Source organism: Methanoculleus sp. UBA291 (genome assembly GCF_002499755.1).
Classification (GTDB): Archaea; Halobacteriota; Methanomicrobia; order Methanomicrobiales; family Methanoculleaceae; genus Methanoculleus; species Methanoculleus palmolei.
In genome coordinates, this window is the sequence record NZ_DANC01000024.1 from 65,198 (window position 1) to 91,121 (window position 25,924).

The following is a 25,924-nucleotide window of genomic DNA, read 5'->3' on the forward strand; positions in this document are numbered from 1 at the left end:
TTCTCAGACTCCGGGCCTTTGGGTCATCGCACTTCGCGTGAGACTTTGTCGCTGTCCCGAAACGTTGCCTCACGCGAAGTGCGACTTCCCGCAGAATGTGACGGCTCGGAACCTGAGTACGAGCACCGAATGGTTGCGAGCCGCGAATCGCGTGAGACTTCGGGTACTTGCCTCGTCGTCGCCGCACGCGAAGTCCGGTGTCCGGACGATGCCTCCCCGTTCTGGCGCTGGCATGAGCGAAGTCTCTTCTCCGGCGCCGTTTCCCGCGAATATTAACCTTTTTTGTCTATTTATTAATATTCCATCGATTACTCTTTGAAATAACTCCGAATAAATGATACAAATAATAATATATTTAACACGCCGCGATGAATCCCTCTGTAATGACACCGAGGAGAGCAGTAGGCCTGTGCATCCTGATCGCTCTGCTTGCGGCCCCCGCAACGGCTGCGAGCGTCGAGCGGACCCTCACATCCTCCGGGAACGACCTTACAGTGACGCTCACGGTGACGGATATCACGGTCGGGGGCATCGTCGAGACCATCCCCGACGGCTGCACCTGGGCGGGGACGGATCACCCGGAGAACCGCACCCGGGTCTCCGGACAGAAGGTTGCCTTCGCCGTCGTCGGCGAAGAAGCGGTCCGTTACCGGCTGCAGGGGCCGGCGGAGGCCGGAGAGGCGCTTGCCGGCACGTGGGAGGACCTGGAGACCGGTGAATCGGGCGCCGTGGGGTCGGACGGACCCGGAACCCCGGGAGAAGCCGCGCAGACGACCGTCCCTTCGACACCCGGTTTTGAGTGGGCGGCCGCGCTCGCGGCGCTTGTCGTGCTGTGCGTCCGGAGGTGCGGACGATGACCCATAAACTTCTCCTGCTCGTCTGCTGTATCTTCCTCCTCGCCGGAACGGCGGCGGCGGAGACGGTCCCGTGCGACAGCGACGGCGACGGCACGCTGACGGCGTCCGAGCTCGCGACCGCGATCCTCGACTCGCTGGACGCCCGGTTCATGGGCGGAACGGTCGAAGTCCCCTCGTCCGACGACCTCCGGGACGCCGCGTTCGTCTACGAGCACTGGGACGGCCGTGCGCTCACGATCACCGACTCATCCGGACGGGAAACGACGCTTTCCCGGCCGCTCCAGAGGATCGCGGTCTTCAACAGCGACACCGTTGAGATGATGCGGTCGATTGGCGTGGAATCCGACCGGGTCGTGGGCGTGAGCAAGTACACCCTCGAGGACCCGACTTACTTCCCCGAGTACCGGGGAAAGGCGAACCTCGGGTCGACCTGGGCCCCCGACTACGAGCAGGCGGCCGCGGTCCGCCCCGATGCGGTCTTCCTCTACGCCACCATCTCCCAGTCGTCCTGCGACGAGATTGAAGAGACGCTTTCGTCCATCGACCCCGGCATCCGCTTCTTCCGGTTCGACAGCTACCGGCCGACGGCCTACGCCGACGAGGTGCGGACGATGGGAGCCCTCCTCGGGAAGGAAGAGGGGGCCGAACGGTTCCTCGCGTTCCACGGGAGCGTCATGGACACCGTTGCCGGGCGCATAGCCTCGATACCGGCCGACGAACGGGTCTCGGTCTACCTGGAGAACTGGGACGATTACAAGAGCGCCGGAAACGGGTCGGGCTACGATGAGAAGATCGGACTTGCCGGAGGCCGGAACATCTTCGCCGACACCGCGGTCGAGTACCCGGCGGTCGACCCCGAGGCCGTCATCAGCAGGAACCCCGACGTCATCGTCAAGATCGTGGGCGCCGGCGAACTGGTCTTCGGCGGTTACGGCGACGATGACCCGGCACCCTTCGAAGAGGTCACCCGCGCAATCGAGGACCGTCCGGTCTGGGACCGGATCGACGCTGTCAGGGACGGCCGGGTGCACGTCATCCACTCCGACGTCATCGGCGGGCCCGAATACTTCATCGGCGTCGCATACATGGCGAAGTGGTTCTACCCGGACCTCTTCCCCGACCTCGACCCCCGCGCGGTCCACCAGCAGTACCTGAGCGAGTTCCAGAGGCTCGACTACGACCTCGAGGAACACGGGGCGTTTGTCTATCCGGTATGATGACCGACTTCGGCAGGCAGGAGTATGCCCGGCTCACCGAGAAGCGTGCCCTCTTCATCGCCGCCCTCATCCTGATCCTCGCCGCACTCGTCGGGGTCGCCGTGACCCTCGGGTCGGCGAACCTCCCGGTCGCCGACTCCTACCTTGCCATCCTCGCCGGGCTTTTCCCCGAGGCGGTCGACCTGCCGGACCGGATGGTCGAGTCAAACGCCGTCGGGATAGTCTGGGGCTGGCGGCTGCACCGCGTGCTCTTCGCGATCGTGGCGGGGTTCGGGCTTGCGATCGCCGGCACGGTGATGCAGGGCGTCCTCAGGAACCCGCTTGCCAGTCCCTTCACGCTCGGGATCGCCTCCGCCGCCTCGTGCGGCGCATCGGTCGCCATCATCCTCGGGGCCGGTTTCCTCTCCGGCTACCTCGTCATCGGCAACGCCTTCCTCTTCGCCATGCTCGCCGCGGGCGCCATCTACGGCATGGCCCGCCTGAAGGGCATGGGGAGCGAGACGATGATCCTCGCCGGGATCGCGCTCATGTACCTCTTCTCGGCCGTCACCTCGTTCCTCCAGTACCTGGGGACCTCCGAGAAGGTGCAGGAGGTCGTCTTCTGGATGTTCGGGTCCCTGGACAAGTCGTCCTGGCCGAAACTCGGGCTCGTGACGGTAGTCGTCGTTGCCGTCGTCCCGCTCCTCCTCTGGCGCGCGTGGGACCTCAACGCGCTCGCCGAGGGCGACGAAACGGCAAAGAGCCTCGGCGTGCCGGTTGAGCGGTCCATGGCCGGGTTCATGCTCGCCGCCTCGCTCGTAACGGCGGTGATCATCTGCTTCACCGGCACCATCGGGTTCATCGGCCTCGTGGCGCCCCACATCACCCGGATGGTGATCGGGGCCGATCACCGGACCCTCATTCCTGCATCCGGACTCGTCGGCGCCGTCATCCTCCTCGGCGCCGACTGCCTCGCGCGGACGGTGATCCCCGGAGCGATCATCCCGGTCGGGATCATGACCGCGTTCCTCGGCATCCCGTTCTTCGTCTACCTCTTCATGCGCAGGAGGGATGCCTGATGCCTCTGCTCCGCGTCCAGGGGCTCTCGTTCTCCTACCGCGACCGGCGGGTGCTTACGGACGTCTCGTTCTCCCTTGAGCGGGGCGAGGTCCTCGGGGTCGTCGGGCCGAACGGGTCCGGAAAAACGACGCTGCTCCGGTGCCTGGACCGGATTCTCGACCCGGAAGGAGATGTCCGCCTCGACGGGCGCGACCTTTCTGCGATGAGCCGGACGGAGATCGCCCGGACCATCGCCTACGTCCCGCAGAGCGGCGGCGCCCTGAATCCCGTGACGGTCTTTGAGACCGTCCTGATGGGCAGGCGGCCGTACCTGCGCTGGAGCGTCTCCGAGGAGGATAAACGGAAGGTCTCGGAGGCGCTCTCCCTCCTCGGCATCGGCGGCTTTGCGTCCCGGAGGGCCGACCGGCTCTCGGGGGGAGAGCGGCAGCGGGTGCTGATTGCCCGGGCGCTCGCGCAGGACGCCCGGCTTCTCCTCCTCGACGAGCCGACGAGTGCGCTCGACCTGCGTAACCAGATCGAGGTGATGGCCCTCCTCCGCCGGCTCGCGGACGAGCGGCGGCTTGCGGTGGTGGCGGCGATCCACGACCTGAACCTTGCCGCCCGCTACTGCCACCGGATCGTGATGCTGAAAGAGGGGCGGGTGCTCGGGGAGGGTGCGCCGTCCTCCCTCCTGACCGGAGAGATGATGCGCGCCGTCTACGGGGTCGAGGCGGCAGTAAAAGATGAGATGGGGGTCCCGTACGTGGTCCCCCTCCGCCCGTCGGATGACGGGGTGGAGGTCGTATGAAGATAACGATAGTGGCCTGGGGCAGCGAACTGCTGCAGTTTTCCGGTGCGGCGCGGGAGGCCGGGATCGACCTTTCCGCGTGGCAGGTGCATGAACTGACGGACGATGCAGAGAAGCGGGAGCGGTGCATCGAATCATGCAATGATTCAGACGTCGTTTTAGTCCATCCGTCGCACGACCCGGTCTGGGACGAGATCCTGGGCGGGCTCGCGGCCGGCGTCCCGGTGATAGCGTTCGGCTACACCGACGCCTCATGGACGGCCTCGACCGTCCCGCTCGCCGTCGTCTCCACGGTGAGCACCTACTTCCTCTACGGCGGGCCTGAGAACATCAGGAACCTGATCCGCTACGTCCAGGCCGAGGTGTGCGGGATGGACGTCGCTTACGACCCCCCGCAGGAGACCCGCTGGGAAGGGGTCTACCACCCGGACGCCGGTGCCGTCTTCGACGACCCCGACGACTATCTTGCCTGGCACCCCTCCCGGCACCCGACGCGGGTGGGTCTCCTCTTCTCCCGGACGCACTGGGTGAACGGGGACCTTGCCGTCGTGGACGCCCTGATCCGGAGACTTGAGAACTATTACGACGTTCTCCCGGTCTTCTGCTTTGGAATTGCGGACCGGGATATCGGGGCCCTGTCCGACCGGGAGGTGCTCGAGACCTTCTTTGCGGGCCGGATCAATGCGCTCGTCGACGCAAGGACGTTCACGCCGCCCCGCGACGCCGACGCCTTCGTCGAGGCGCTCAAGAGGCTCGGCGTGCCGGTCTTCCACCCCCTGATCCTCTATCACCGGACCGAGGCAGAGTGGATGGCCGATCTGGACGGAATGCGCGGGAGCGACGTATCCTGGTACGTCGCGATGCCCGAGTTCTTCGGTGCGATCGAGATGGTCCCGGTCGGCGCGGCGGAAAACCGCGAGCAGGCGGGCACCGAAGGCGAACGGCACGTCCCCATCGGCGAGCGGGTGGAGAAGTTCGTGGGCCGGGTCCGGAGGTGGATCGACCTCGCGATGACGCCCGTCGCGGAGAGACGGGTGGCCTTCATCCTCCATAACAAGCCCTGTGCCTCGGTCGAGGCGTCGGTCGGGGCCGGGGCGCACCTCGATACCCTGGAGAGCGTCGCGAGAATCCTCAAGGCGATGCACGACCGGGGGTATGCGGTCGAATACCCGGCGAGCGGTAAAGAACTGATCGAGACCATCATGGACAAGAAAGCGGTCAGCGACTTCCGCTGGACCTCGGTCGCGGAGATCGTCCGGAAAGGCGGCGCCCTCGCTCTGGTGGAGCCGGAAGACTACGCCGGATGGTTCGAGACGCTCCCTCCCGGGGTCCGGGCCCGCGTCTGCGAGGCGTGGGGCCGGCCGCCGGGCGAGGAGATGGACGGCGTCCCGCCGGCGATGGTCTACGAGGGGAAGATCGTCGTCACCGGGGTGCGCTACGGTAACGCTCTCGTCTGCGTCCAGCCAAAGCGCGGGTGCGCCGGTCCGCGATGTGACGGCGAGGTCTGCCGGATACTCCACGACCCGGGCGTTCCGCCGACCCACCAGTACCTCGCGACCTACCGCTACATCGAGGAGACGTTCGGCGCGGACGTGATCGTCCACGTCGGCACGCACGGAAACTTCGAGTTCCTCCCGGGAAAATCGGTCGCCCCGTCGGGCGCCTGCTTCCCCGACATCGCCGTCGGGACCGTCCCCCACCTCTACATCTACAACGCCGACAACCCCCCGGAGGGGACGATCGCCAAGCGGCGGAGTTACGCGACCCTGGTCGACCACATGCAGACGGTGATGGTCGCAAGCGATCTCTACGCGGGTTTGAAGGACCTCGAAGAGCAGATCGCGGACTACAACCGGGCGAAAGGCGTCGACCGGGCGCGGGAGCATGCACTCGAACACACCATCGCCGACCTCCTCGAAGAGACCGGCATCGGCGGCGAGATCGGGGTTCGCGCCCTCCTCGATCAGGGAGCCCCGTTCGAGGCGGTGGTCGCCGCCGCCCATACCGCCGTCGCCCGGATCGCCGATACCCGGATACCCGACGGGATGCACATCTTCGGTGAGGTGCCGGAGGGCGAGCGCCGGGTGGAGTTCATCCATGCCGTCATGCGTTATAGCGGCGACATAAGGTCCGCGGTGCTCCGGATGATGGGGCATGACGGGTCCGCCACGGACGATGCGCTGCTCCGGGACGCCGAAACCACGGCAAAGGCTCTCATCGCCGCGTTCCTTGCGGGAGAGGCCCCGGACGGCCTCCCATACCCCGACCCGGAGGCGCTCGAGAGGATCCGGGCCGGCGTCCTCGATCTTGCGGCGCGGATGGACGGCTCCGACGAGATCGGGAGCCTGTTATCGGGTCTCGCCGGGGGCTACATCCCGCCGGGCCCCTCGGGCCTCATCACGCGCGGCAAACCCGAGGTGCTCCCCACCGGGCGGAACTTCTACTCGCTCGACCCCTTCCGGGCTCCCACCCGCGCCGCGTGGCGGATCGGGACGCGGCTTGCGGAGAGCGTCGTTGCAAAGTACGCCGACGAGCACGGGCGGGTCCCGGAGAACGTCGGCATGTACTGGATGGCGTCCGACATCATGTGGGCCGACGGCGAGCAACTCGCGCAGATCTTCTCCCTCATCGGGGTCGAGCCGGTCTGGACGGACGGCAGGGTCAGGTCCTACCGCATACTCCCGCTCGAAGAACTCGGGCGGCCCCGGATCGACGTCACCGTCAGGATGAGCGGGATACTCCGGGACTGCTTCTATACCTCTATTGAACTCCTGGACGACGCCATCCATGAGGTTGCCGCGCTGGACGAGCCGCTCGAGGCGAACTTCATCCGGAAGCACGCTCTCGCAGGGAGCGGAACCGCCCGGATCTTCGGGAGCCGGCCGGGCACCTACGGCAACGGCGTCAGCCTGGCGGTCTATGCGTCGGCCTGGAAGGAGGAGGCGGACCTTGCGGATGTCTTTGTCGGGTGGAACGGTTATGCCTACGGGCGGGGCAACTTCGGCGAAGAGTCCCCCGAGACCTTCTCCGCGCAGCTTGCCGCCGTCGACCTCACCTTCAACAAGACGGTGACCGATGAGTACGACCTTCTCGGGTGCTGCTGCTACTTCGGGGTGCACGGCGGGCTGACCGGGGCGGTGCGCGCGCTTTCGAAGCACGAGGTGCCCGCCTACTACGGCGATACGCGCGACCGGGACCGCGTGGAGGTCCGGACGCTTGCCGAGGAGGTGCGGCGGGTCGTCAGGGCGAAACTCCTCAACCCGAAGTGGATCGAGGGGATGAAGCGGCACGGCTACAAGGGTGCCGGGGACATCTCCCGCCAGGTGGGGACCGTTTACGGCTGGGAGGCGACGACACAGGAGGTGGACGACCGGATCTTCGACGACATCGCCCGGACGTTCGTTCTGGACCCTGAGATGCGGCAGTTCTTCGCGGATGAGAACCCCTGGGCGCTTGAGGAGATCGGGAGGCGGCTGCTCGAGGCGCACGGGCGCGGCCTCTGGAACGCCGACCCGGACGTTCTCGAAGGGCTGCAAGCGGCATACCTTGAGATGGAAGGCTGGATGGAGGACTGGATGGATGATTCCGGCGGCGGCGTTCAGGGCGGCGCCGTCCGCGTGGTGACCGCGGAGGACGTAAGAGCGCTGCGGGGAGCACGGAGGACGGGGTGAGCGGCGTGAAGACGGTGCCTGTTAACGCATCGCGCTCCATCATGCGGCACGTTCCCGCTTTTCCGCTTTGTTGAACCCTATCCGGGTCTTCACTTCCACCCTGATGAGGCGGATGCTGAATTTTCTCGGGTATGTCTTCATGCAGTGGACCGTGGTGGTTATCGCCATTGGGGGCGGGGCTGACGGGGAGGGGATCTCCCCCTCCCCTGTCTCCAACTCGCGAAAAACTGCACATCTCATCGATCCTTCCTCACCCGGCCTCCGGCCCCAGTGGAAAGCCGTGCCCTTTATGCCCCTGATTGTGGCCATCTGGAACAAACAGATGGGGTTTCAACAAAGCCTGTTTTCCCTCATTCCTGCCTTCTTAGTCTGAGCAGACATACCGTGAGAAGCAGCGCGCCCGCTACAGCAGCTACCCCAAATCCCGGCGATGCGGGTGCCGCCGGGTCTTCGAGCCGGATTGCATACAGGTCGTTTAGGTCGCTCACGACGATCGTCGTGCCGTCGGGAGACCACTGCTGCATCATGTATGCCGAATTGTCAGTATCGAGGGGTGCGAGGCCGGAGCCGTCGCTCTCCATCACCCAGAGCGTCTGGTTCCGCGACTCCGACCAGAAGGCGATCCTGGCACCGTCCGGAGACCAGACCGGTGATCTGTCCCAGTTTCCGGTTGTCAATTGCTCCGAACCCGATCCGTCGCTATTGATAACCCAGAGAGAGAACTCCGGCCATGTTCCGGGGGGTGCCGCGACGACGTAGGCGATCCTGGTACTGTCCGGGGACCAGGCATATTCGGACACATTCCCTTCGCTGAACGTCACCTGTGCCTTGCCCGTTCCGTCGCTCTGCATGACCCAGATCTCCCGGTTTCCGGATCTCTCCGAGAGGTATGCAATCCTGTCCCCGTGCGGCTGCCACAGGGGCAGGCGCGCATCTCCATCGGTCATCAGCGGTTTTTTGTTGCCGCCATCCGCATCCATGATCCAGATGTCCGCTTCCATGCGGATGGCCGAACCGTTCACCGCAGGCGAACCGTTCGCGGCGGTGGCCACAAAGTCCTCCCAGATGGCCGCATTATCGAAGAGGCAGGAGGTATAGACGATCCGCCTCCCATCGCTGCTCCAGTCCGCCCCGTAGCCGGAGAGCCCCGGAATGGGGACAATGCGACCGTTTTCAGTCAGGCGCACCCTCCCGGTCCCGTCCGGGTTCATCGTCCAGAGGTCGAGCCCCCCTCCGTCATCGGAGAGGAAGAGGAGTTTCTTCCCGTCCGGCGACCAGGGATCGAACTCGGTGAAGAGATTCCACGAACGGTCGTCCGTCACCGGTACCGGGTTCTGGCCGTCGCGCTCCATCACCCGAATGCCGGCGTGGACTCCGTCGGATGAGACGAAGGCGATCCTGTTGCCGTCTGGCGACCAGAAGGGATACGAATCGAATGCCGAATCGTTCGTCAGCTGGACGACGGGTGCAGCCGCTACCGGGGGAATGCACGCGATCAGCAGCAGGGCGATACATATCGTTTTCAGGGTCATACAGGCTTCTCCTGTGCGTCTCATGGGTATATAACGCAGGAAGTGGCAGCGTCCTCTCTACCGATATTTGTCCATATGATAACCCAGACCCAACATTCAGCATGTACTTTTACTTCCACTGTATCCCTCTGGTACAAATCTGCAGAATTAATTTTTGCCGATGCGTTCAATTTAACGTCCTGAACGGGACCACAAGAACCAATTGACATCACATAACTATCCTGTTCGGCACATTTCCTTCCCATTGCAATACTATGCCACTCGAAATTTCGAAACGGTGCCCGGAGGAACACGGAACCGCAACGGCTATCCCTGATGGCAGCCAACAGCCCTATTGCCCTCCGGGCGCGCTGTGGGAGTCGGGATACGACAGCAATCGACCTTCCCGGCCCCCGGCGGGATACCGTACACGGTATCACCGATCAAGGCGTCAACGTTCTCCCATATACCTTTTCTGTGACAAACATCGAATTGTCGCGGCGGTACCCGGGCCGTCGCATTCTCCTGATATGCTCTCGTTGTTCCATCTCCCGACAGTACGGCCGATATCCAGTGGAAATATACCCCGATCCCCGGATCGCGGGTATGGGTGCGTACTCCGGTAAGAGCCCTGCATACCTTCCCCGGATATTGAAACCCGGTGGAATAATCGGCCCGCCCCCGATGCAGCCCCTCCCGGGGAGCGAAAGTGCGCGCCCGTCTATCATCGGATATCCGTCCGCAAGAACCGCGTGTATGCGACGGCAAAGAAGACGACGGGATAGAGGATCAGCGCCACCACGCTCGACCATATCTCGCCGAGCATATCTTCAAGGATTGCCCCGGGGAGGCGTGAATCCTCAGGATCAGAATGCTCCTCAGGGAGCGTCCTTCGAGCACCGTCAGGTGCGCGCCCGGTGAACCGTCGTGCCCGGGAGTTGCTATCGCCGGGGCAGGCGGGGAAGGGGCTCAAAAATTCGATCTTTCTCGTATCGGCCGGTTCCCGGGCACCGTCCGGCATGCCGGGGGAGCGCACGCGATCAGCAGCAGGACGATGCATATCGTTCTCAGGGTCATACCGGATCTTGTCATAGAACTCATCCCAAAAAGATCTATGAATGTTCTGTACACCCTTATCGGAGCACGCACCTCCGAAGTTTCTCTCCTCTGAACGATATCCAGGACAGAGAGAGTGAAACGGCTTCCTATTGGCTATCGCCATGTGGGGGAGGGTCCGGGAGGGGGTGCCCCCCTTCCGGCAAAGGCATTTTGGGATGCCCTCATAGTTACAATCCTCCATACAGTTTGGATACCGCCATCATTTTCCAAAGAAGCCATATGATCTTCGCACTGATCGTCAGCCCCACGGGAACGAAGACCGTCACCAGTGCCTGACGAGCGGCGAGGCTTCGTGCGTGCCGGATACCTGCTGCCCAGAGGAATCCGCACCAGAGAAGGGCGAGAATCGTAATTCCTGCATCGATAAGCGTTGAGACGGTTGCATACGCCACCACACGCGAGGGAATGAAATAGTCCTGCGCCGGCAGGGAGATGAGCTGGAAGAGGACCGGATGGAGGAGGCCCCCGATGATCAGAGGCGTGCATCCGTATCCCACAGAGGCCAGTGTCCGGAGAAACGTGCCCCGGCCGTTGTACAGGTACGATACCCCGTGGAAGACGGCCGAGTAAGATACCCATACCAGAAACGGTGAGAGAGCCGTTGCAGCAAGGCCCGCGTATACGACCGGGTGCGCGGACGGGTCGGCGAATTCCAGTGTTCGGGCGTCTGCGATGATTGTATCGTAATTTCCGGCGATCTCAACCAGAAAAAGTCCGAAGACGATCAGGGACGGAATTCTCAGGTCGACGCGTTTGATCGGCAGCCCTGCAAAAAATCGATCGGGAGAGAAGAGCAGCAGTCTCAACCGTCGGAAGAATGAGTTTTTCCTGGTGGACGTGATCTTCTGCAAAGGGGGCATCATACCGTTCGAGATTTAGTAACACTTAATTGTATATTAATAACGATCTTTGTGATTGTTTTGATATTAATCAATATTTGTTCATTGGGGTCGTGCTCTGGGCCCATCGAATTATAGCATCTTCGGTTTGATGGAGGTCGTCCCACTTCGTTACACCACGATCGGAGCATTTACACCCAATTTTTCGACGATCTGAAACATATTCAAGGCAAGAGTGGTGAAACGGCTTTCCATTGAGAGTCTCACCTCACGGTGCTCCTGCTATCTCCCTGCGGAAGACAGCACATCGCCACTCGGGGAAGGGTCCGGGAGGGAGACACCCCTTCCCGGTAGCAGTTTTTTGGGACAACCTCATGGCTTCCTACTTCAATGTACAATGTTCAGCCCCTTTCATCAACCCCCACCCGCCCCTCAGGGGGCGCGGGTGCAGTCATGGCGATATGCGACTGGTCAAAGGACAGAAGCATGAGAAAATACGAAGTGTTTTTCAAGTAATGACTTCCCAAAAGGGAGGGAGTTTGAGCACCGAAGGTGCGAGTGGCAATGGGTGGAACTTCTGGAGTTGGAGCACCATGAGGTTGCGCAAAGCCCGGCGGAAAGCCGCACCCCTGAGTTACCCATGATTGTGATCGATCGGGAACAGACGGGTGGGGGTTCAACCAAGCCGGAAAAACCGTCATGGAGAAGACAGGGCGGAAGCAACGGTCATGAAGAGGAGATCGCCCGTCCGGCAGGCATGCCGCGTCGTTCCGGCGGAGTAATTGGAAAGATGCATATGTTGCGGCGCGGTACAGGTTATCGTGGTATCATGTCTGCCCGATCCGCCGTCCCCCTCCTCATCGCTCTCCTCATCGTCGCGTGCTCCGGATGCATCGCCCTTGAAAAGGACGATGATCTCGGTCCTGCCGGCCCCGGTGCCGTCGAACCGCCGTGGTCGGGCATACCTCAGCCTTCCCCGGGCGAAACGGCCCCCGGCCCTGCACCTTCCGCGACGGAGAGCGGGAGCACCGTGGTGCCGGTCGATCCGGTGCCGGTGCAGCCCGGCGAGTATATCCCGAACCCGAACCCGTACAACGTCTCGTCCGTGCCGTTGATCCGGATGGATGCCGTAAAGCCGGTTGTCGAGAGAGCGACCGTCTTCGAAGAGCAGTACTCCCTCGTCTATTCGGCAAGGGGGCTGCAGGTGGACGTCGTCGACGTGCCGTTCATCATCACCTTCGCCGTGGACGCACAAAACCCCGAACCCGGCGCGTACTCCCGGCTCGTCGTCACCGTCCGCGACCCTGAGACCCTTCAGCTCATCGCCGACGAAGGCTACAACGGGATATACGGGAGCGCCCGGGAGAAATCAATCACGCTCTACCGGCCGGGACGCTACATTGTGACACTGGACGGGCATTTCGTCGACGTGAAGGTGACGATGGCGGCCGAACGGACGAGCGGCTCCTGATCGATTTTCCATCGGGGTATGCAGGACCCCTCATCGTTTATTTTCCGGGATCTCCTTACCCCGGGCCGAACGGGCATTGAGGCCCCCGGTGACAGTCCGGTAGCAGACTTCAAGCCGCTCTTTATATTATTTTTATTGTTATTGGTATTACTTGATACTAAAAATAGTAAATTATATAACACTGCCCGTTGTATCTCTGCCTGGTGGGCGGTGGCGGGGCCGCCGAAAAGCCATGGCCACCTCACCGGGCCCCGGCGTCTCTCGCTGCCGCCTGCCGAACCGCCCTGCCTGCTGGCGGGGGGCGGTGATCGACGATGAAAAAACGGCTTTCATCTGAAGAAGGCGAGGTCGTGCTGGACACCGAACGCGACGTCTGCATCTACTCCGCACCGCGGGGCAGGCCCGACGGGGCGTATGCGCGTGGAAAAGACCTCTACGTGCATGAACAGGAGGGGCTGCCCGACACCTACTACATCCACTCCTGGTCGGCGGACCCCGACGAAGACGAACTGATCCAGACCGTCTCCCTCGTCTCCGCCGAGGAGTTCCTGGAACTGCGGGGGCTCATGCTGAACGCCTACCCGGAGCAGCGGGGAAGTCTGGCGTTGCGGTCCTACGGCTACGGCATCGCAGAAGAATTTTGAGACCACACGGTCCCGGGCAGGGGCAGGGAGGCCCCTCTTCCCCGGTCAACCCACGATTTGTTACGAAATTGGAACTCTTTAACATCCATAACATCATATTCTCACATATGTCTTACCAGGCACGGAGGAACGTCCTTCCGTTCACCGCCATTGTCGGTCAGGAGACGATGAAACGCGCGCTCATCCTCAACGCCGTCAACCCGGGGATCGGCGGCGTCCTCATCCGCGGCGAGAAAGGGACTGCAAAGTCCACCGCGGTCAGGGCGCTTGCCGACGTGCTCCCCGAGATCGCCGTGGTCCGGGGCTGCCCGTACAGTTGCGATCCCGACGGCGGCCTGTGTACCGTCTGTGCCGAAAAAAAAGCCTCCGGTGAGGACCTGGACGTCGAACGGCGCAGGGTCCGCGTCGTCGACCTCCCGCTCGGGGTGACCGAAGACCGGGTGGTGGGCACCGTCGACGTGGAGCGGGCGATCCGCGAGGGGAAGGTGACGTTCGACCCCGGCCTCCTCGCGGCGGTCAACCGCGGCGTCCTCTACATCGATGAGGTCAACCTGCTCGACGACCACGTGGCCGACGTCCTCCTCGATGCTGCCGCGATGGGTGTCAACGTGGTGGAGCGGGAGGGCATATCCTTCTCCCACCCCGCCCGGTTCATTCTGGTCGGCACCATGAACCCGGAGGAGGGGGAACTGCGGCCGCAGCTGCTCGACCGGTTCGGACTGCAGGTGACCGTGGAAGGGATCGAGGACCCCGCCCGGAGGATGGCGATCGTCAGGGCCGCCGAGACGTTCGAGTACGACCCCGACGGGTTCCGGCAGGCGTACGGCGCGGCGCAGGATGCGTTACGTAGCGAGATCGTTGCCGCCCGGGCGCTGCTTTCGTCCGTCACGGTCGACGACGGACTCGTCGAGGCCGTGGTGAAGGCATGCATCCGGCTCGGGGTCAGGACCCACCGCGCCGACATCGCCGTCGTCCGCACGGCAAAGACGATCGCCGCCCTCGCCGGGCGAACGGTCGTCACCCGCGTCGACGTCAGGGAGGCCATGGAACTCGCCCTCCCGCACCGGATGCGCCGGAAGCCGTTCGAAGAGCCGAAGATCGACCCGGAGGACCTCGACAGGTCCCTGGAGGACGCCGGGGAGGAGCACGACCGCACTCCCCGGGATGACGGGGGCGATGCGACCGGTGAGGGTTCCTCCGACGGACATGACGGAGAGCCGTCCCCCGCCGCCGGCGGCGCCTCCCATGAGACCGTTCTCCCGGTAGGAGACCCGGTCGATGTCGGAAAGATGAGCCTGCCGGAGCGGCGGGATGCCCTGGAACGGCTGAGGACCTCCGGCAGACGGTTTGAGACGTTCTCGGCCGGAAACGCGGGGCGGTACGTCGCCGCCCGCTATCCGACCGGCACCGGCGATATAGCGCTCGACGCCACGCTCCGGGCCGCCGCCCCGCACCAGCAGGTCCGGGACCGGGAGGGGGTGGCGGTCGCCGTCTGGAGCGAGGATATCCGCGAGCGGGTCCGGGTGGGCAAGGTCTCCGTTGCGTGCGTCTTCGTGGTCGACGCCAGCGGTTCGATGGGAGCCTTGATGCGGATGGAGTCGGCGAAGGGCGCAGTCTTCTCGATGCTCATGGACTCCTACCGGCACCGCGACCGGGTCGGCCTGGTGGCGTTCCGGGGGAGCGGCGCCGAGACCCTCCTCCCGCTCTCTACGAGCATCGATCTCGCAGAGAAACGTCTTGAAAGTCTCCCCACCGGCGGGAAGACGCCGCTTGCCGCCGGTCTCGTGAAAGGCATGGAGGTTCTCCTGCGGGAGCGACAGAAGAACGGCGAGGTGATTCCGATGATGGTCGTCATATCCGACGGCAGAGCGAACGTCCCGCTCGCGGGAGACGTGCGCCCCGAGGTTCTCGGCATCGCAGAAGAGATCCGGTCCCACGGCATCCGCACGGTGGTCATCGATACCGAGGAGACCGGAAACTCGTTCATGCAGTTCCGGCTCGGCTACTGCCGGACCCTCGCGGAGCATGCCGGCGGCGGCTACTACCCTATTGCCGACCTTTCCGCCGGGCTCCTGCACGACGTCGCCGTGGCCGAACGGGATGCGCTGGTGCATCCCGTCTGAAATTCGCTCACCGGCAGAGCGGCTGGAGTTTCTCGATCAGACGCTCCACCTGCAGGACCGCCGTCCCGATATACGCGTCCGGGTCGAGGAGCCGGTCAAGGTCCTCGCGGGTGACGAATTCCGTGACCCCCGGCCGCTCGCTGAGCACCGCGGCAAGGTCCCGGCCTTCGGCAAGGGCCTGCATGCTCGCCGTCCGCATCATCTCGTGGGCCTCCTGCCGGTTCATGCCCCTTCTGGTGAGGTCGATCATCACCGACTCTGCGAGGTTCACCCCCCGGAGCAGCATCAGGTTCTTCCGGATGTTCTCCCTGTTGAACTCGAGCCCTTCCATCACGCCGATCATCACCTTCAGGATGTGGTCGGTCAGCACCGAAGCCTCGGGGAAGATCACCCGCTCCGGCGAGGAGTTCGTCAGGTCGCGCTCGTCCCAGAGGACGTTGTTCAACAGCGCCGGCTCCACCGCGGACCGGACGATCCGGGCAAGACCGCAGACCTGCTCGCTCTTTATCGGGTTTCGCTTGTGGGGCATGGTGCTTGAGCCCACCTGCTTCTTCCCGAACGCCTCCGCGAGCTCCCCGATCTCCGAGCGCTGCATCAGCCGGACCTCAACTCCGATCTTATCGAGCGTTGTTGCAACGTTCGCGAGGAGCATGAAGTACTCTGCGTAGCGGTCCCGCGAGACGATCTGGTTTGAGACGTCCACCGGGTGGATCCCGAGGAACTCCATCATCGTTGCCTGGATCTCGATGCCCGATCTCCCGAGCGCCGCCTGGGTCCCCACCGCCCCCGTGAGCTGCCCGACGACGAGGCGGGGGCGCATCTGGCGGAGCCGCTCGATGTGGCGGGCGACCTCGCTTGCCCAGATCGCGAACCGGAGCCCGTAGGTTGTCGGAACGCCGATCTGCCCGTGGGTGCGTCCGGCGCAGACGAGGGTCTTCGTCTCGGCGCTCCGGGCAAGAAGCACGGAGAGGAGGCCGCTCAGTTTCTCCTCGATGAGCGCGAGACTGTCCTGGAGTTGCAGGGCCGTCGCCGTATCCAGGATATCGTTCGAGGTCGCGCCGTAATGTATCCATCGCCCGGCATCGCCGCAGACCTCGGTGACTGCCTTGACGATTGCCATCATATCGTGGTTGATCTCGGCCTCGATCTCCTTTGCCCGCTCGAGACGTGCCTCCGGCGCGCGAACCGCGATCGCCTCTGCATCCTCGCGGGGGATCAACCCGTGCACCGCTTCGGCCCGGGCCAGCGCCACTTCGGCCGTGACGATGGCCCGGAACCGGTTATCCTCGCTCCAGACGGCACGCATCTCCGGGGTGCCGTAGCGGTAATCGATGGGATGGATTGCCATAACTGGTACCTGTTTGCCTTACCGTGTTAAATAGGGGTCGTGGCTACGATCCGTCACTTCCTCCGCCGCGCACACTCCTCGATGAGCCACCCGGCGAGGTCCCGCACCGCGGCCCGCGCCGGGCTCTCCTCCGGTATCCCGACGATCGGCGCTCCCGCGAGGTCCGCCTCCCCGATAGCCGGGTCCTCCGGGATCCGGGCGATGAGCGGGATATCGCTCGTTGTGGCGACATCGTCCCGGTCCCGGTTGACGACGAGAAAGATCCGGTCCCGCGGGAGCCCGAGCGATTCCGCGAGGTCCCGGATGCGGCCGGCGGTCCGCATCCCCCGTGCCCCGGGGTCACTTACGATCAGGAGGACCTCCGGGCTCTTGATCGTCCCCCGGCTGATATGCTCCATCCCGGCCTCGGAGTCCACGATGACGAGCCGGTAACTCCGCTCGATCGTCTCGATGCACTCGGTGAGAAGGGCGTTCGGGAAGCAGTAGCACCCCGACCCCTCGGGGCGCCCCATGGCGAGGAGGTCGTATCCCTCAGCCTCCGTGAGCACCCGGCGGAACCGGTACTTGATGTAGCCCGTCCGGTCCATTCCCGGCGGGATGTTTTTGGTGAATGCCTCCTCCCGCATGCTCCCGAGCGTCTCCGTGACCGTGACCCCGAGGGCCTCGTGAAGGTTTGCGTTCGGGTCGGCGTCCACCGCGAGGACCGGCCGCTCGCCGTCCGCAATCAGCGCCTGAATCAAAAGCGACGTGATCGTCGTCTTCCCCGTCCCGCCTTTCCCGGAGATGACGACGGTACAGGGCCGGATCATGGTTCTTCACTCCGGACAGCACGTATTCCGGAGGCGCCGTAGCGGTAATCGATAGCATGGATTGTCATAATGAGTACCACTTTACCCGACCCCGTTAATAAAAGTGGGCGTGGCTGCAGTTGGGTCATCCGCGCCGGGGTGCCCCTCCGCCGCCGCACGCCCGGCAGCAGAGCCTCGTGATGGCTCTCATCCGGGGACAACAGCGTCGGGCCGGAGCCCGGGTCACGGCCCCTCGCCCCGGAGGCGGCGGGAGAGCGAGGCGGTCGCCGCCATGATTGCGACGGCCTCCTCCTCGTTAGCGTTCCGGATACCGCAGGTCGGCGTGATCAGGGACTGGCGGTCGAAGAGGTCGGGGTCGATCGTCTCCGTCGCCCGGGTGCGGATCTCCTGGAACCGGGAGAAGAACGCATCGGGCTTTTCCGCTGCAAAGATGGAGTATTCTGCGGGGACGACCCCCCAGGCCACCACGCCTCCCGCCTCCATGTAGCGGGCGACGTCGTCGGCGTAGAGCAGGAACTCCCGGGCGTAGGTCCAGGCGTCGATCGAGACCACGGCAGGTTCAAGTCCGAGGATGAACGCCCAGTCGGTGTTGGCGCAGCAGTGGATGCCGAGCCCCCCGTCGAGGAGCCCGGCGATATCCTCATAGGCGGATGCCGCGACGCCGGCATCCACCGGGACGACCGCTGAGCCGAGCGACGCGAGGTAGGGATCGCTCAGAACCACCAGGGTCGCGCGTGCGCCCATCCGCTCCCGCATCGCCCCCTCGCACCACCGGGCCCGCAGCCCCAGGAGTTTCCCGAGCAGGTCGGCGTACTCCGGGTCGTAGAGGATGGGCCGGCGGGTCTCGTCCACCACCTGCATCCCGAAGGTCACCGGGCCGGTCACCTGACACTTGACGAGGAGGGCGTCGGAGAGGTCGCGGCCCATCATCGCATGAAACCCCGACCCGTAGGCCTCGCCGACCCGGTAGGGGTCCGCGTTCTGTTCGAGGTAGTCGAGCAGGATCCGCTCCATCGCTTCCGAGGGATCGATGCTCCGGTCGACCACGAGCCTGCCGTCCCGGACCACCCCGCCGGGGAGGTACTCGGCGTCGGCAAAGACGATCGCCTCGAGGAGCCCCCGGGTCGGCAGGGTGGGGACGTAGGGAACCTCGGGAAAGGCCGCGAGCACCGCCCGGCACGCCTCGTCGGGGTCGCGGTGGGGGAGCGCTCCCACCCCGGTCGCGCGGAGCCCGGGGGACGGAATCATGCCTGCCACGACCTCACCCCCTGCTTCGCCCGACACGCCTCGAGCATCTGCTGCACGTGCGGGAAGAGAGTAAAGTCGGTGTGCGGCAAGAAGCAACTCGACGTATATCGGTCCATGAAGGACGGTTCGGCGTTCAGCTCGATGTAGGTGATCCTCCGGGCGATCGCGTCGAGTTCCTTCCGTCGCTTGCGGTTGATCAGGGCGATGTTCGCGCCGGTGATCGCTCCGTTCCCGATGTTTTCCACGCGGTCCAGGGGCATCTCGGGTATCAGCCCGACGGTGATGGCGTTCTCCTTGTTGAGGTAGTTCCCGAACGCCCCCGCAAAGCAGACCCTGCCGATGTCCCCGGGCTCAAGGCCCGCCGCGTCGAGGAGCGTCATACAGGCCCCGTGGATCGCCGCCTTGCTCATGATAAGGTTCCTGATGTCGTTCTCGGTCATGACGATATCCTTCCCAACTGACGTCTCCTTCTTCCAGGCCACCACGTACTCCGGGTAATACTGTCCCTTCCTGACCCGGGGATGGCTGATATCCAGATTGATCCGTCCCGTCCGGTCGATGACGCAGGTGCGGAGCAGTTCCGCGAGCAGGTCGATAAGGCCCGACCCGCAGATCCCCCGCGGCCGTACGCCGTTGATCGTCGAGCAGGTCGGCGTGAGCGTCTCGGCGTCGATCGCGACCCGCTCGATTGCACCGGGGTTTGCCCGCATGCCGAAGAGCACCTCCCCTCCCTCCAGAGCTGGCCCGGCCGCGCCCGCACAGGAGAGCATCCAGTCGCTGTTGCCGAGCACCGCCTCGAAGTTCGTGCCGATATCCACCATGAGCGTCGCCTCCTCGCGGTCCGTCATTCCGGTTGCCAGGATATCGGCAATGATGTCGCCGCCGATGAAGTTCGAGACCGCCGGGAAGGTGTAGACCTCGGCGTTCCGGTGGGCCGCAATCCCGATCTGCCCGGCGCCCGTCGAGAGCATCCGCCGCACGACCGGGATGTAGGGCTCGGTGATCATGTAGGCGGGGTCGATCCCGAGGAAGAGATGGGTCATCACCGTGTTTCCGGCGACCATCACCTCGAAGATCTCCTCGCGGTCGATCCCTGCCGTGTCGGCGGCGGTCGTCAGGGCCTCGTTGATACTCTCCGTCGCAAGTTGTTGCAGTTGGGATAGGCCGCTCTTCCGGGAGAAGTTCACCCGCGAGAGGATATCCTCGCCGCAGGAGATCTGCCGGTTGTAGTTGGAGGCCGTGGCGAGTATCCGGCCGTCGGTCAGGCTCCAGAGGTAGGCCACGACCGTGGTGGTCCCGAGGTCCACCGCCGCCCCGTAGAGCCTTTCGGAGGTGTCGCCTCCGTCCACGCTGCTCAGGCGGTAGCCGACGGGCGCCAGGGCGACCGTGGCGGTCGCGTTCCACTCGTTCCGGCGGAGCACCAGCGGGAGAAAGCAGAGGACGTCGAGCGGCGCGTAGATACTGGTCGGGGGCGGCCCGCCCTGTTTCTCGATCCCCTCCAGCACGCGGGTGAGGTCGGGAGTCGTGTCGTCCAGGGACGGCGGCTCGAGGCGGACCACGTACTTCCGGACGGCGGGGTTGAACGGAATTCCCTCCTGGCCCGGGACCTCTACCAGGATCTTCTGCTCCTGGATGAGCGACTCGGCCGGGACATTCACCAGGACGTCGCCGACAACGGTCGCCTGGCAGGCAAGGCACGCCCCGCGGGCGATCTCGTCGTCCGAGAAGAACCTGCGATATTTATCGCGGTCGAACGTTGCCGTGCCTTCTTTGATGAAGACGAGACACTTCCCGCATTTTCCCTGCCCGCCGCAGACCACGTTCATGGAGAGACCGGCCGCCCGCGCCGCGTCGAGGATGGTCGTTCCCCCCGGCACGGTCACCTTTCGGTAGCCCGGGAGAAACGTAACGGTCGGCATCAGGTTTTCCACTCCGCTTCGAGGTATCCGGGGAGATCGGCCCCGTCCCGGGGACCGACCAGCACCTTCCACCCGGTTGCGTCCTCGATCTTCCCGGAGAGGGGGGCGGCGTAGCCGGGGATGACCAGCAGACGGTGGTCCACCAGGTCTCCGACATTGAACTCCTTGAGCGATTCGGCGACGAGGGTCTCCGTCAGTTTCCCGCCGGCGACGGCCGTAAGGACCGAGAGCCCTTCGGTGTCTGCTATGAAGAGGTAACTGGGTATCCCGGACGCCTCGAGGTAGCCGAGCAGCGTGAAGTAGGTGAGCGAGAAGTTCACCGTGAGGAGGATCGGGGCGCTCGGCCCGGGATCGTTGATCGGGTAGATTCCCGGCGTCACCTGGATGGGTTTCTGCGGGTCGGTGTAGATGTTCTGCCGCAGGGTGAGCGCCGCTTCCCGGGAAGCATGGGCAAGCGGGGGGGCGACGATGATCCCTGCGTACTTCAGGATGCCCGCCGCGAGGGCCGCGTCGGTCTCGTTGAGCGGCACGGTGTCGAGGTAGATGGGGTAGCCGAGCCCGGGCTCGGTCCGCCCGATGGCGGCTCTCCGGATCTCCGTCGCGGTCGCGATGAAACCGGAAAGCGACTGCGGGACGGGATCAAGCAGGAGGTCCGGAGCCCCGGCGTCCGCGCATTTCCCGGCGAGTACGGCGAGGTTCGGGAGGTTGGGGGTCCGCACGGTGAGGGGGCACCCGTAGCGCTTCGCGAGTGCGGCGAGTTCCTCCCAGTTCTCTTCTGTTGCGGCGTGGATCAGCGGCCGGTAGTTTCCGGCGACTGCGAGGGCCGCCTCAAAGGACGCGGGGTTGTCGGCGATCAGCACGAGAGGGAGGCTGCTCCCGCCCCCGGCAAGCGTCACGGTCGCGGCGAACCGGTCGGGAAGGCCGCTCTCGTTTCTTACCGCAATCCCGTTGAGGACGAGGTCCTGCCCCACCCGCTGGACGACCGTGTCCCTGACCTCCTCCACGACAGAACGCACCTTCTCCTCAGGCCAGGCATCGGAGACCTGCACCATGATCCCCGGCGGATGATAGAAGGTCTTCTCGTGCCGAAAGAGGACGAACTCTTCTCCGACCGGAACCGACCGTTCCCCCACGCCGACCTGCACGAGCCGGACCGGCGGCCGGGTCACCCCGCCGAGCAGGGTTTTCGTCTCGGGGTCGAGGTCCGGACAGGCTTCGATCTCCGCCTTCCCCGTGGCGAGTTTCATGGCAAAGGCAAGGCATGTAGGGTAGCCGCACTTCTTGCAGTTCGTCTTCGGAAGATGTTTGTAGATGTCGAGTGCTTTCATTGCCATGGAGTTCACACCCCGAGTGCCGTCTTGAGTTTCCCCACGGTCAGGGGATGGCGGACGCAGACGATCGACGCGCCGGCCACGATGGCGGAGTAGGCGGTGTAGAACTCCCATGCGACCGCCATCGCATCCTCTTCCTCCGGCGGGGCTTCCCGCACCTCGCGGACCGAGAGGGTGTCGGTGGAGGCGCAGATCATCGGCATCGCGAGGTCCGCGTCCCCGGAGAGGGCGGCGAGACGTATCCGCTCCATCACCGAGTAGGAGTACTCGAACCCGTAGCCGAGCGCCCCCGTGAATGGGTCGATCACGATCCTGTCCTGCGGCACGCCCATCTCCTGGAGGAGGATGTTCAACTGCTTGGCAAGGTTGATGTCGATGGGCGACTGGGCGATCACCGCATGACCGTATGCCAGCGCCGCTGCGGCGACGCTCCGGTAGCGGTCGGCTTCCGCGGTTCCGAGGAGGAGCCGTTCGCCCTCTCCCGCCTCTCCGCAGCGGCGGAAGACCTCGCTGTCGAGGTTCGGCTCGTTGCTCCCCTCGATGATCAGGGGCCGGGTCGTCGCCGCAAGCACCCGCTCCGTCGTCGCGGCGATCTCGGAAAATGCATCGAATCCACGCTGTTTTGTGCTGGTCAAGTTCAGCCGTACGAGATCCGCGCCGTAGGTGCGCTCCGCGGCCCGTGCCCACTCATCCGGGTTGTTCGCGAGGTCGCCCACATAGTCGCGGACCACCTGCGGCCAGAACCGGGGGTCGTCGCAGACTTCGAGCGCCACGAGGAACCTGCCCGGTTCTTCCCGGGAGAACGGCAGACCCCGTTCGCCTCCGATCACATAGGAGACCTCCCGGGTCCCTCCTTCAGCCCGCGTGGCGCCGAGACGCACCTCCCGGATCGCCGATCCGGGTTCATTGCTGTCTATCACGCGTCATTCCCTCCTAGATCAGCGACTTCATCGTGAGCGCGGGATGATCGACGCGTTCGAGGAATGCGACCAGGTCCTCGATTGTCGGTGCCGAGACCTCGTCTGCGATCTTCTCAAAGAGGTCCGTCATCCCCTGCCCGGCGAGTTTCTCCCGCAGCCGGTCTTCGAGTTCTTCTTTCAGGGAGGACGGCATCCAGACCACCCGCGTAATACCGTTCTCGGCCTGGAGGAACCGGTCGCTCAGGATGTAATTCTTCGATATGCCGATGAACCCCGGCGTCTGCGCACCTCCGCCAATCGTCCCGGCGAGCGTCGAAAAGGTCATTCCGAGCGGCGTATCCCCCGTATAGTCCCGGTTGACGATGAGAATTCCGTTCACCTCCGGGACGACGGCCGCGATGCATTCGAAGCATCCGCAGGCGGTCATCGGGTTCTCGACCATGCTGTAGAGGGAGATCCGGTCGACCTCGCCGTGGGACGCTTTCTTGACGAATCGGTTCACCCCCGCAAACTCCCCGTAGACGGCATCGACCACCTCTCCTTTCTCGACCGGCTGGTTCGCCCCGGCGGGAGTGATCTCGTAGGCGATCCGGGCGTCGAGCCAGGTGATCGCCCCGCAAAGCGCCGGCCGCTCCGGGGTGATGACGCAGACGTGGTTCGGTGCGAACGTCTGGCAGAGGGTGCAGGAGTAGAAGGTCCCAACATCCTCGTCCTTCATGCCGGCGATCCGCTCGTCCCGCGCTGCATAGGTCTCGCGTGCCTCCACGAGCATCTCCGTGACCTTTTGTTCGTCGGTGACCAGCGTCACCTGGACCGCATCGATGTGATCCGGGAACTCCATCCTGAATTTGTGGGCGAGCAGCGTCCCGAGGTCCCGGATCTTGACGCCTTTTGCCACCGCCTCTTTCGAGAGCCGCACCCAGATGAGGTCCCGCTGCGCAACGTGCCAGGACCCCTCGCCGTAGTTGATGAAGTTATGGATCCGCCGCTCAAGCACCGGCTCGTAGTCCTTCTTCATCCTCGCGCCGGCGACGTCCACCAGGATCGCGAGCGGGAGGGCGGTGCCTTCCGGAACGTCGTCCACGTCGGGCCCGACGACGGTGACCGCATCGTCCTCGACCTCCTCCTTGGGCCGCATCCGGAGGAGCTCGAAGGCGGGGGTCCTGCTGCCGCCGAACTCCACGTACATCTCCTCCTTGCGGATGCTCTTCCCCTCGAACGCGGGCGAGCAGGCCATGGGGATCGGGATCGCCGTGACCGTGACCCGGATCCCGCGGAGGTCCATCCCGGTCCGGACCGCATCGGCGGGAGCGACCGGTACCCATTCCCCTCCCCCGTAGCCATCGCCGGCCGCGAGGATCGGTATCCCGAGTATCCTCAGGGCATCGACAAACGCAACCTCTTCGTCGGTGAGGCCGGGGAACGCGATCACGAACGCCTTCGCCCGCTCCGCGGCGTATCTGAGCAGGGAGTGAACGTCTCCCGGCTGCACCCCGCCGAACATCATCGCGATTCGGGCGACGGCGTCGGCGAAATGGATGCCGCGGGCGCTGTGCGGTCCGAGCGGTACCAGACGGTAATCCAGCCCCAGGCGGACGCCGGCGCCGGAGAGCGCCTCCACGACCCCGCCGGCAAGGAAGGTGAGCAGAGACTTCTCCTGCATCTCCCGGCAGATCGCCGCTACAGCATCGGAGCTCTCCGGCGTCCCGACGAGGAGGCCGAGACCGGTGATACTCCCGTCGACCAGGGTGTAGCCGAGCCCACGGAGAACCGCGTCCGGGATGAACCCGGTGTAAGGGCTCGCGACACCGCTTTCGCCGGCCATCAGGCATTCGCAGGCGACGAGGAGGTTGTTGCCGGACTGTCCGTATGCTTCGCGTGCTCCGTCCGCATCACGCACGGCAATCCCGGTGACGGCGTAGGTCACGGGAAGGGCGTACGCCGTCTCGGCGTAGGCGAGCTTCCCGGCGAGTGCCTGCATCCTCGCGTCGAGATCGGTGCGGCCGCGTTCTATTGTCGCATCCAGAGAGTCCATGAGTCTGTTGTTCATGGTGCCTTCAGTTGAAGATGCTCTTTGCAGGGGTATAAAACATTGTTTCCTGACAGGTGGGAACAGCGCGATTCCCGGGTCTCTCCGACCTAAAGCCGCGCCTGCCGTGGCGGCGCCTCCCGGCTGGCCGCTGCAGGACACGGCCGGCCGGAATTTCCCATCGACTCCGAAAGATAATTACCGATTCTACCCAATTGTCTGTGTAGATCTCCTGCCGGATGCAAGTCCGGAAAACCTGTGGAGCAGCACCTATGAACGAGTACCAGGATAAGTTCAGCAGGATCATCGATCTCCTCAAAGACCATTCGCCGCGGGGTCTCTCTATATCTGCACTCGCCCGCGAACTCGGGATGAACCGGGCCACCGTCTCCAAGTATCTCGAGGTACTCCAGTCGAGCGGAGACGTGAGCATGCAGCGGTTCGGGAGATCGAAGTTATACACCCCGGCACCGCGGGTCCCGCTCTCGGAGCTCTTTGACCGCCTCTCGAACGCGATCGTTATCCTGGACGCGGATCTCCATATTCTTATGGTGAATACGAGTTTCATCAAGACTCTCGGCATTCACCGCGAGAGAAACGTCATAGGCGTCCCTCTCTTCGACCTGAACCTCCGTATCTTCTCGGACCCGGCCATCATGCGGAATATCGAGAGGGTCTGGCAGTCCGGGACCTACCTCTCCGACATGCAGTATATCGAGGACAGCACGAATCACATATACCACATCGAGTTTGCCCCGACCGTCTCTCATGTGGGAAAGCCGGGGATCATGATCAGCCTGCAGGACATCACGGCCTGGAAGAACACCGAGACAGCACTGAAGAACTCGGAGAAGAAGATCCGGACGATCTTTGAGACTGTTCCCAGCGGGATCATTTTCTTTACGGCCGAGGGGGTCGTTCTCAACGCGAATCGTGCATCCCTGGATATTCTCGGCCTGAAGAAGATCCAGGAACTGGCGAATGGGAACATCTTCGAGATCGCCTGTTACAAGGGAAAGATC

20 protein-coding genes are annotated in these 25,924 nt (G+C 64.2%); 9 read left to right on the top strand and 11 right to left on the bottom strand.

Features of this window, described 5'->3' with window-relative positions:
• Window positions 1-383 precede the first annotated feature (383 nt).
• Genes BP737_RS06150 through BP737_RS06170 form a run of 5 tightly spaced genes read left to right on the top strand, consistent with a single transcriptional unit; the run spans window position 384 to window position 7,591 of the window.
• Window positions 384-857 carry a hypothetical protein gene (locus BP737_RS06150; protein WP_342686018.1) on the top strand — a complete coding sequence of 158 codons (474 nt, stop codon included), beginning with the start codon at window positions 384-386 and terminating at the stop codon, window positions 855-857.
• On the top strand, window positions 854-2,074 hold the full coding sequence (locus BP737_RS06155) for an ABC transporter substrate-binding protein (RefSeq protein ID WP_342686019.1): 1,221 nt from the start codon (window positions 854-856) through the stop codon (window positions 2,072-2,074). The genes BP737_RS06150 and BP737_RS06155 overlap by 4 nt, the downstream gene beginning before the upstream one ends.
• Window positions 2,071-3,132 carry an iron ABC transporter permease gene (locus tag BP737_RS06160; RefSeq protein WP_342686020.1) on the top strand — a complete coding sequence of 354 codons (1,062 nt, stop codon included), beginning with the start codon at window positions 2,071-2,073 and terminating at the stop codon, window positions 3,130-3,132. The genes BP737_RS06155 and BP737_RS06160 overlap by 4 nt, the downstream gene beginning before the upstream one ends.
• A complete protein-coding gene (locus BP737_RS06165; protein WP_292405965.1) occupies window positions 3,132-3,920 on the top strand; it encodes an ABC transporter ATP-binding protein in 789 nt (262 codons plus the stop codon). Before BP737_RS06160 ends, BP737_RS06165 begins: the two co-directional genes overlap by 1 nt.
• Window positions 3,917-7,591: a cobaltochelatase subunit CobN gene (locus BP737_RS06170; RefSeq protein WP_342686021.1), complete on the top strand. Its 3,675-nt coding sequence runs from the start codon at window positions 3,917-3,919 to the stop codon at window positions 7,589-7,591. The genes BP737_RS06165 and BP737_RS06170 overlap by 4 nt, the downstream gene beginning before the upstream one ends.
• A gap of 39 nt (window positions 7,592-7,630) precedes the next feature.
• On the opposite strand, the gene BP737_RS06175 is transcribed toward BP737_RS06170, so the two are convergent.
• The 4 genes from BP737_RS06175 to BP737_RS06190 form a co-directional block, all read right to left on the bottom strand.
• Window positions 7,631-7,759, bottom strand: coding sequence for a hypothetical protein (locus BP737_RS06175; protein WP_292405951.1), 129 nt, complete (start codon window positions 7,757-7,759; stop codon window positions 7,631-7,633).
• A gap of 182 nt (window positions 7,760-7,941) precedes the next feature.
• The gene (locus tag BP737_RS06180) at window positions 7,942-9,123 is read right to left on the bottom strand and encodes a peptidase S9 (RefSeq protein ID WP_342686022.1); all 1,182 of its coding nucleotides are present in this window, start codon (window positions 9,121-9,123) and stop codon (window positions 7,942-7,944) included.
• Window positions 9,124-9,826: 703 nt separating this feature from the next.
• Window positions 9,827-10,162 (bottom strand): hypothetical protein, encoded by a 336-nt coding sequence (locus BP737_RS06185; RefSeq protein WP_292405948.1) that lies wholly within the window; start codon window positions 10,160-10,162, stop codon window positions 9,827-9,829.
• A 226-nt stretch (window positions 10,163-10,388) separates the two neighbouring features.
• Complete coding sequence (locus BP737_RS06190) at window positions 10,389-11,084, bottom strand: Yip1 family protein (protein ID WP_292405944.1); 696 nt, start codon at window positions 11,082-11,084, stop codon at window positions 10,389-10,391.
• Window positions 11,085-11,889: 805 nt separating this feature from the next.
• Here BP737_RS06190 and BP737_RS06195 point away from each other — a divergent pair.
• The 3 genes from BP737_RS06195 (at window position 11,890) to BP737_RS06205 (ending at window position 15,298) form a co-directional block, all read left to right on the top strand.
• Window positions 11,890-12,531 carry a hypothetical protein gene (locus BP737_RS06195; RefSeq protein ID WP_292405941.1) on the top strand — a complete coding sequence of 214 codons (642 nt, stop codon included), beginning with the start codon at window positions 11,890-11,892 and terminating at the stop codon, window positions 12,529-12,531.
• A gap of 314 nt (window positions 12,532-12,845) precedes the next feature.
• Window positions 12,846-13,175 carry a hypothetical protein gene (locus BP737_RS06200; RefSeq protein WP_292405938.1) on the top strand — a complete coding sequence of 110 codons (330 nt, stop codon included), beginning with the start codon at window positions 12,846-12,848 and terminating at the stop codon, window positions 13,173-13,175.
• 107 nt (window positions 13,176-13,282) lie between these two features.
• A complete protein-coding gene (locus tag BP737_RS06205) occupies window positions 13,283-15,298 on the top strand; it encodes a magnesium chelatase subunit D family protein (protein WP_292405935.1) in 2,016 nt (671 codons plus the stop codon).
• 7 nt (window positions 15,299-15,305) lie between these two features.
• On the opposite strand, the gene purB is transcribed toward BP737_RS06205, so the two are convergent.
• The 7 genes from purB to acsB form a co-directional block, all read right to left on the bottom strand.
• Entirely contained in the window at window positions 15,306-16,646 is a 1,341-nt protein-coding gene (gene purB / locus BP737_RS06210; protein ID WP_292405932.1) for an adenylosuccinate lyase, read from the bottom strand.
• 53 nt (window positions 16,647-16,699) lie between these two features.
• Entirely contained in the window at window positions 16,700-17,455 is a 756-nt protein-coding gene (locus tag BP737_RS06215; protein ID WP_292405929.1) for an AAA family ATPase, read from the bottom strand.
• A gap of 222 nt (window positions 17,456-17,677) precedes the next feature.
• Complete coding sequence (locus BP737_RS06220; RefSeq protein WP_292405971.1) at window positions 17,678-18,703, bottom strand: hypothetical protein; 1,026 nt, start codon at window positions 18,701-18,703, stop codon at window positions 17,678-17,680.
• On the bottom strand, window positions 18,700-20,622 hold the full coding sequence (locus tag BP737_RS06225; RefSeq protein ID WP_292405926.1) for an ASKHA domain-containing protein: 1,923 nt from the start codon (window positions 20,620-20,622) through the stop codon (window positions 18,700-18,702). Before BP737_RS06225 ends, BP737_RS06220 begins: the two co-directional genes overlap by 4 nt.
• Entirely contained in the window at window positions 20,622-21,956 is a 1,335-nt protein-coding gene (acsC, locus tag BP737_RS06230; protein WP_292405924.1) for an acetyl-CoA decarbonylase/synthase complex subunit gamma, read from the bottom strand. Before acsC ends, BP737_RS06225 begins: the two co-directional genes overlap by 1 nt.
• Before the next feature lie 5 nt (window positions 21,957-21,961).
• Complete coding sequence (locus BP737_RS06235; protein ID WP_292405921.1) at window positions 21,962-22,873, bottom strand: acetyl-CoA decarbonylase/synthase complex subunit delta; 912 nt, start codon at window positions 22,871-22,873, stop codon at window positions 21,962-21,964.
• A gap of 13 nt (window positions 22,874-22,886) precedes the next feature.
• On the bottom strand, window positions 22,887-24,923 hold the full coding sequence (gene acsB, locus BP737_RS06240; RefSeq protein WP_292405918.1) for an acetyl-CoA decarbonylase/synthase complex subunit alpha/beta: 2,037 nt from the start codon (window positions 24,921-24,923) through the stop codon (window positions 22,887-22,889).
• 251 nt (window positions 24,924-25,174) lie between these two features.
• On the opposite strand from acsB, the gene BP737_RS06245 reads away from it, so the two are divergent.
• Window positions 25,175-25,924 (top strand): PAS domain S-box protein (locus BP737_RS06245; protein ID WP_342686023.1); only part of this gene is annotated, 750 nt, incomplete at its 3' end.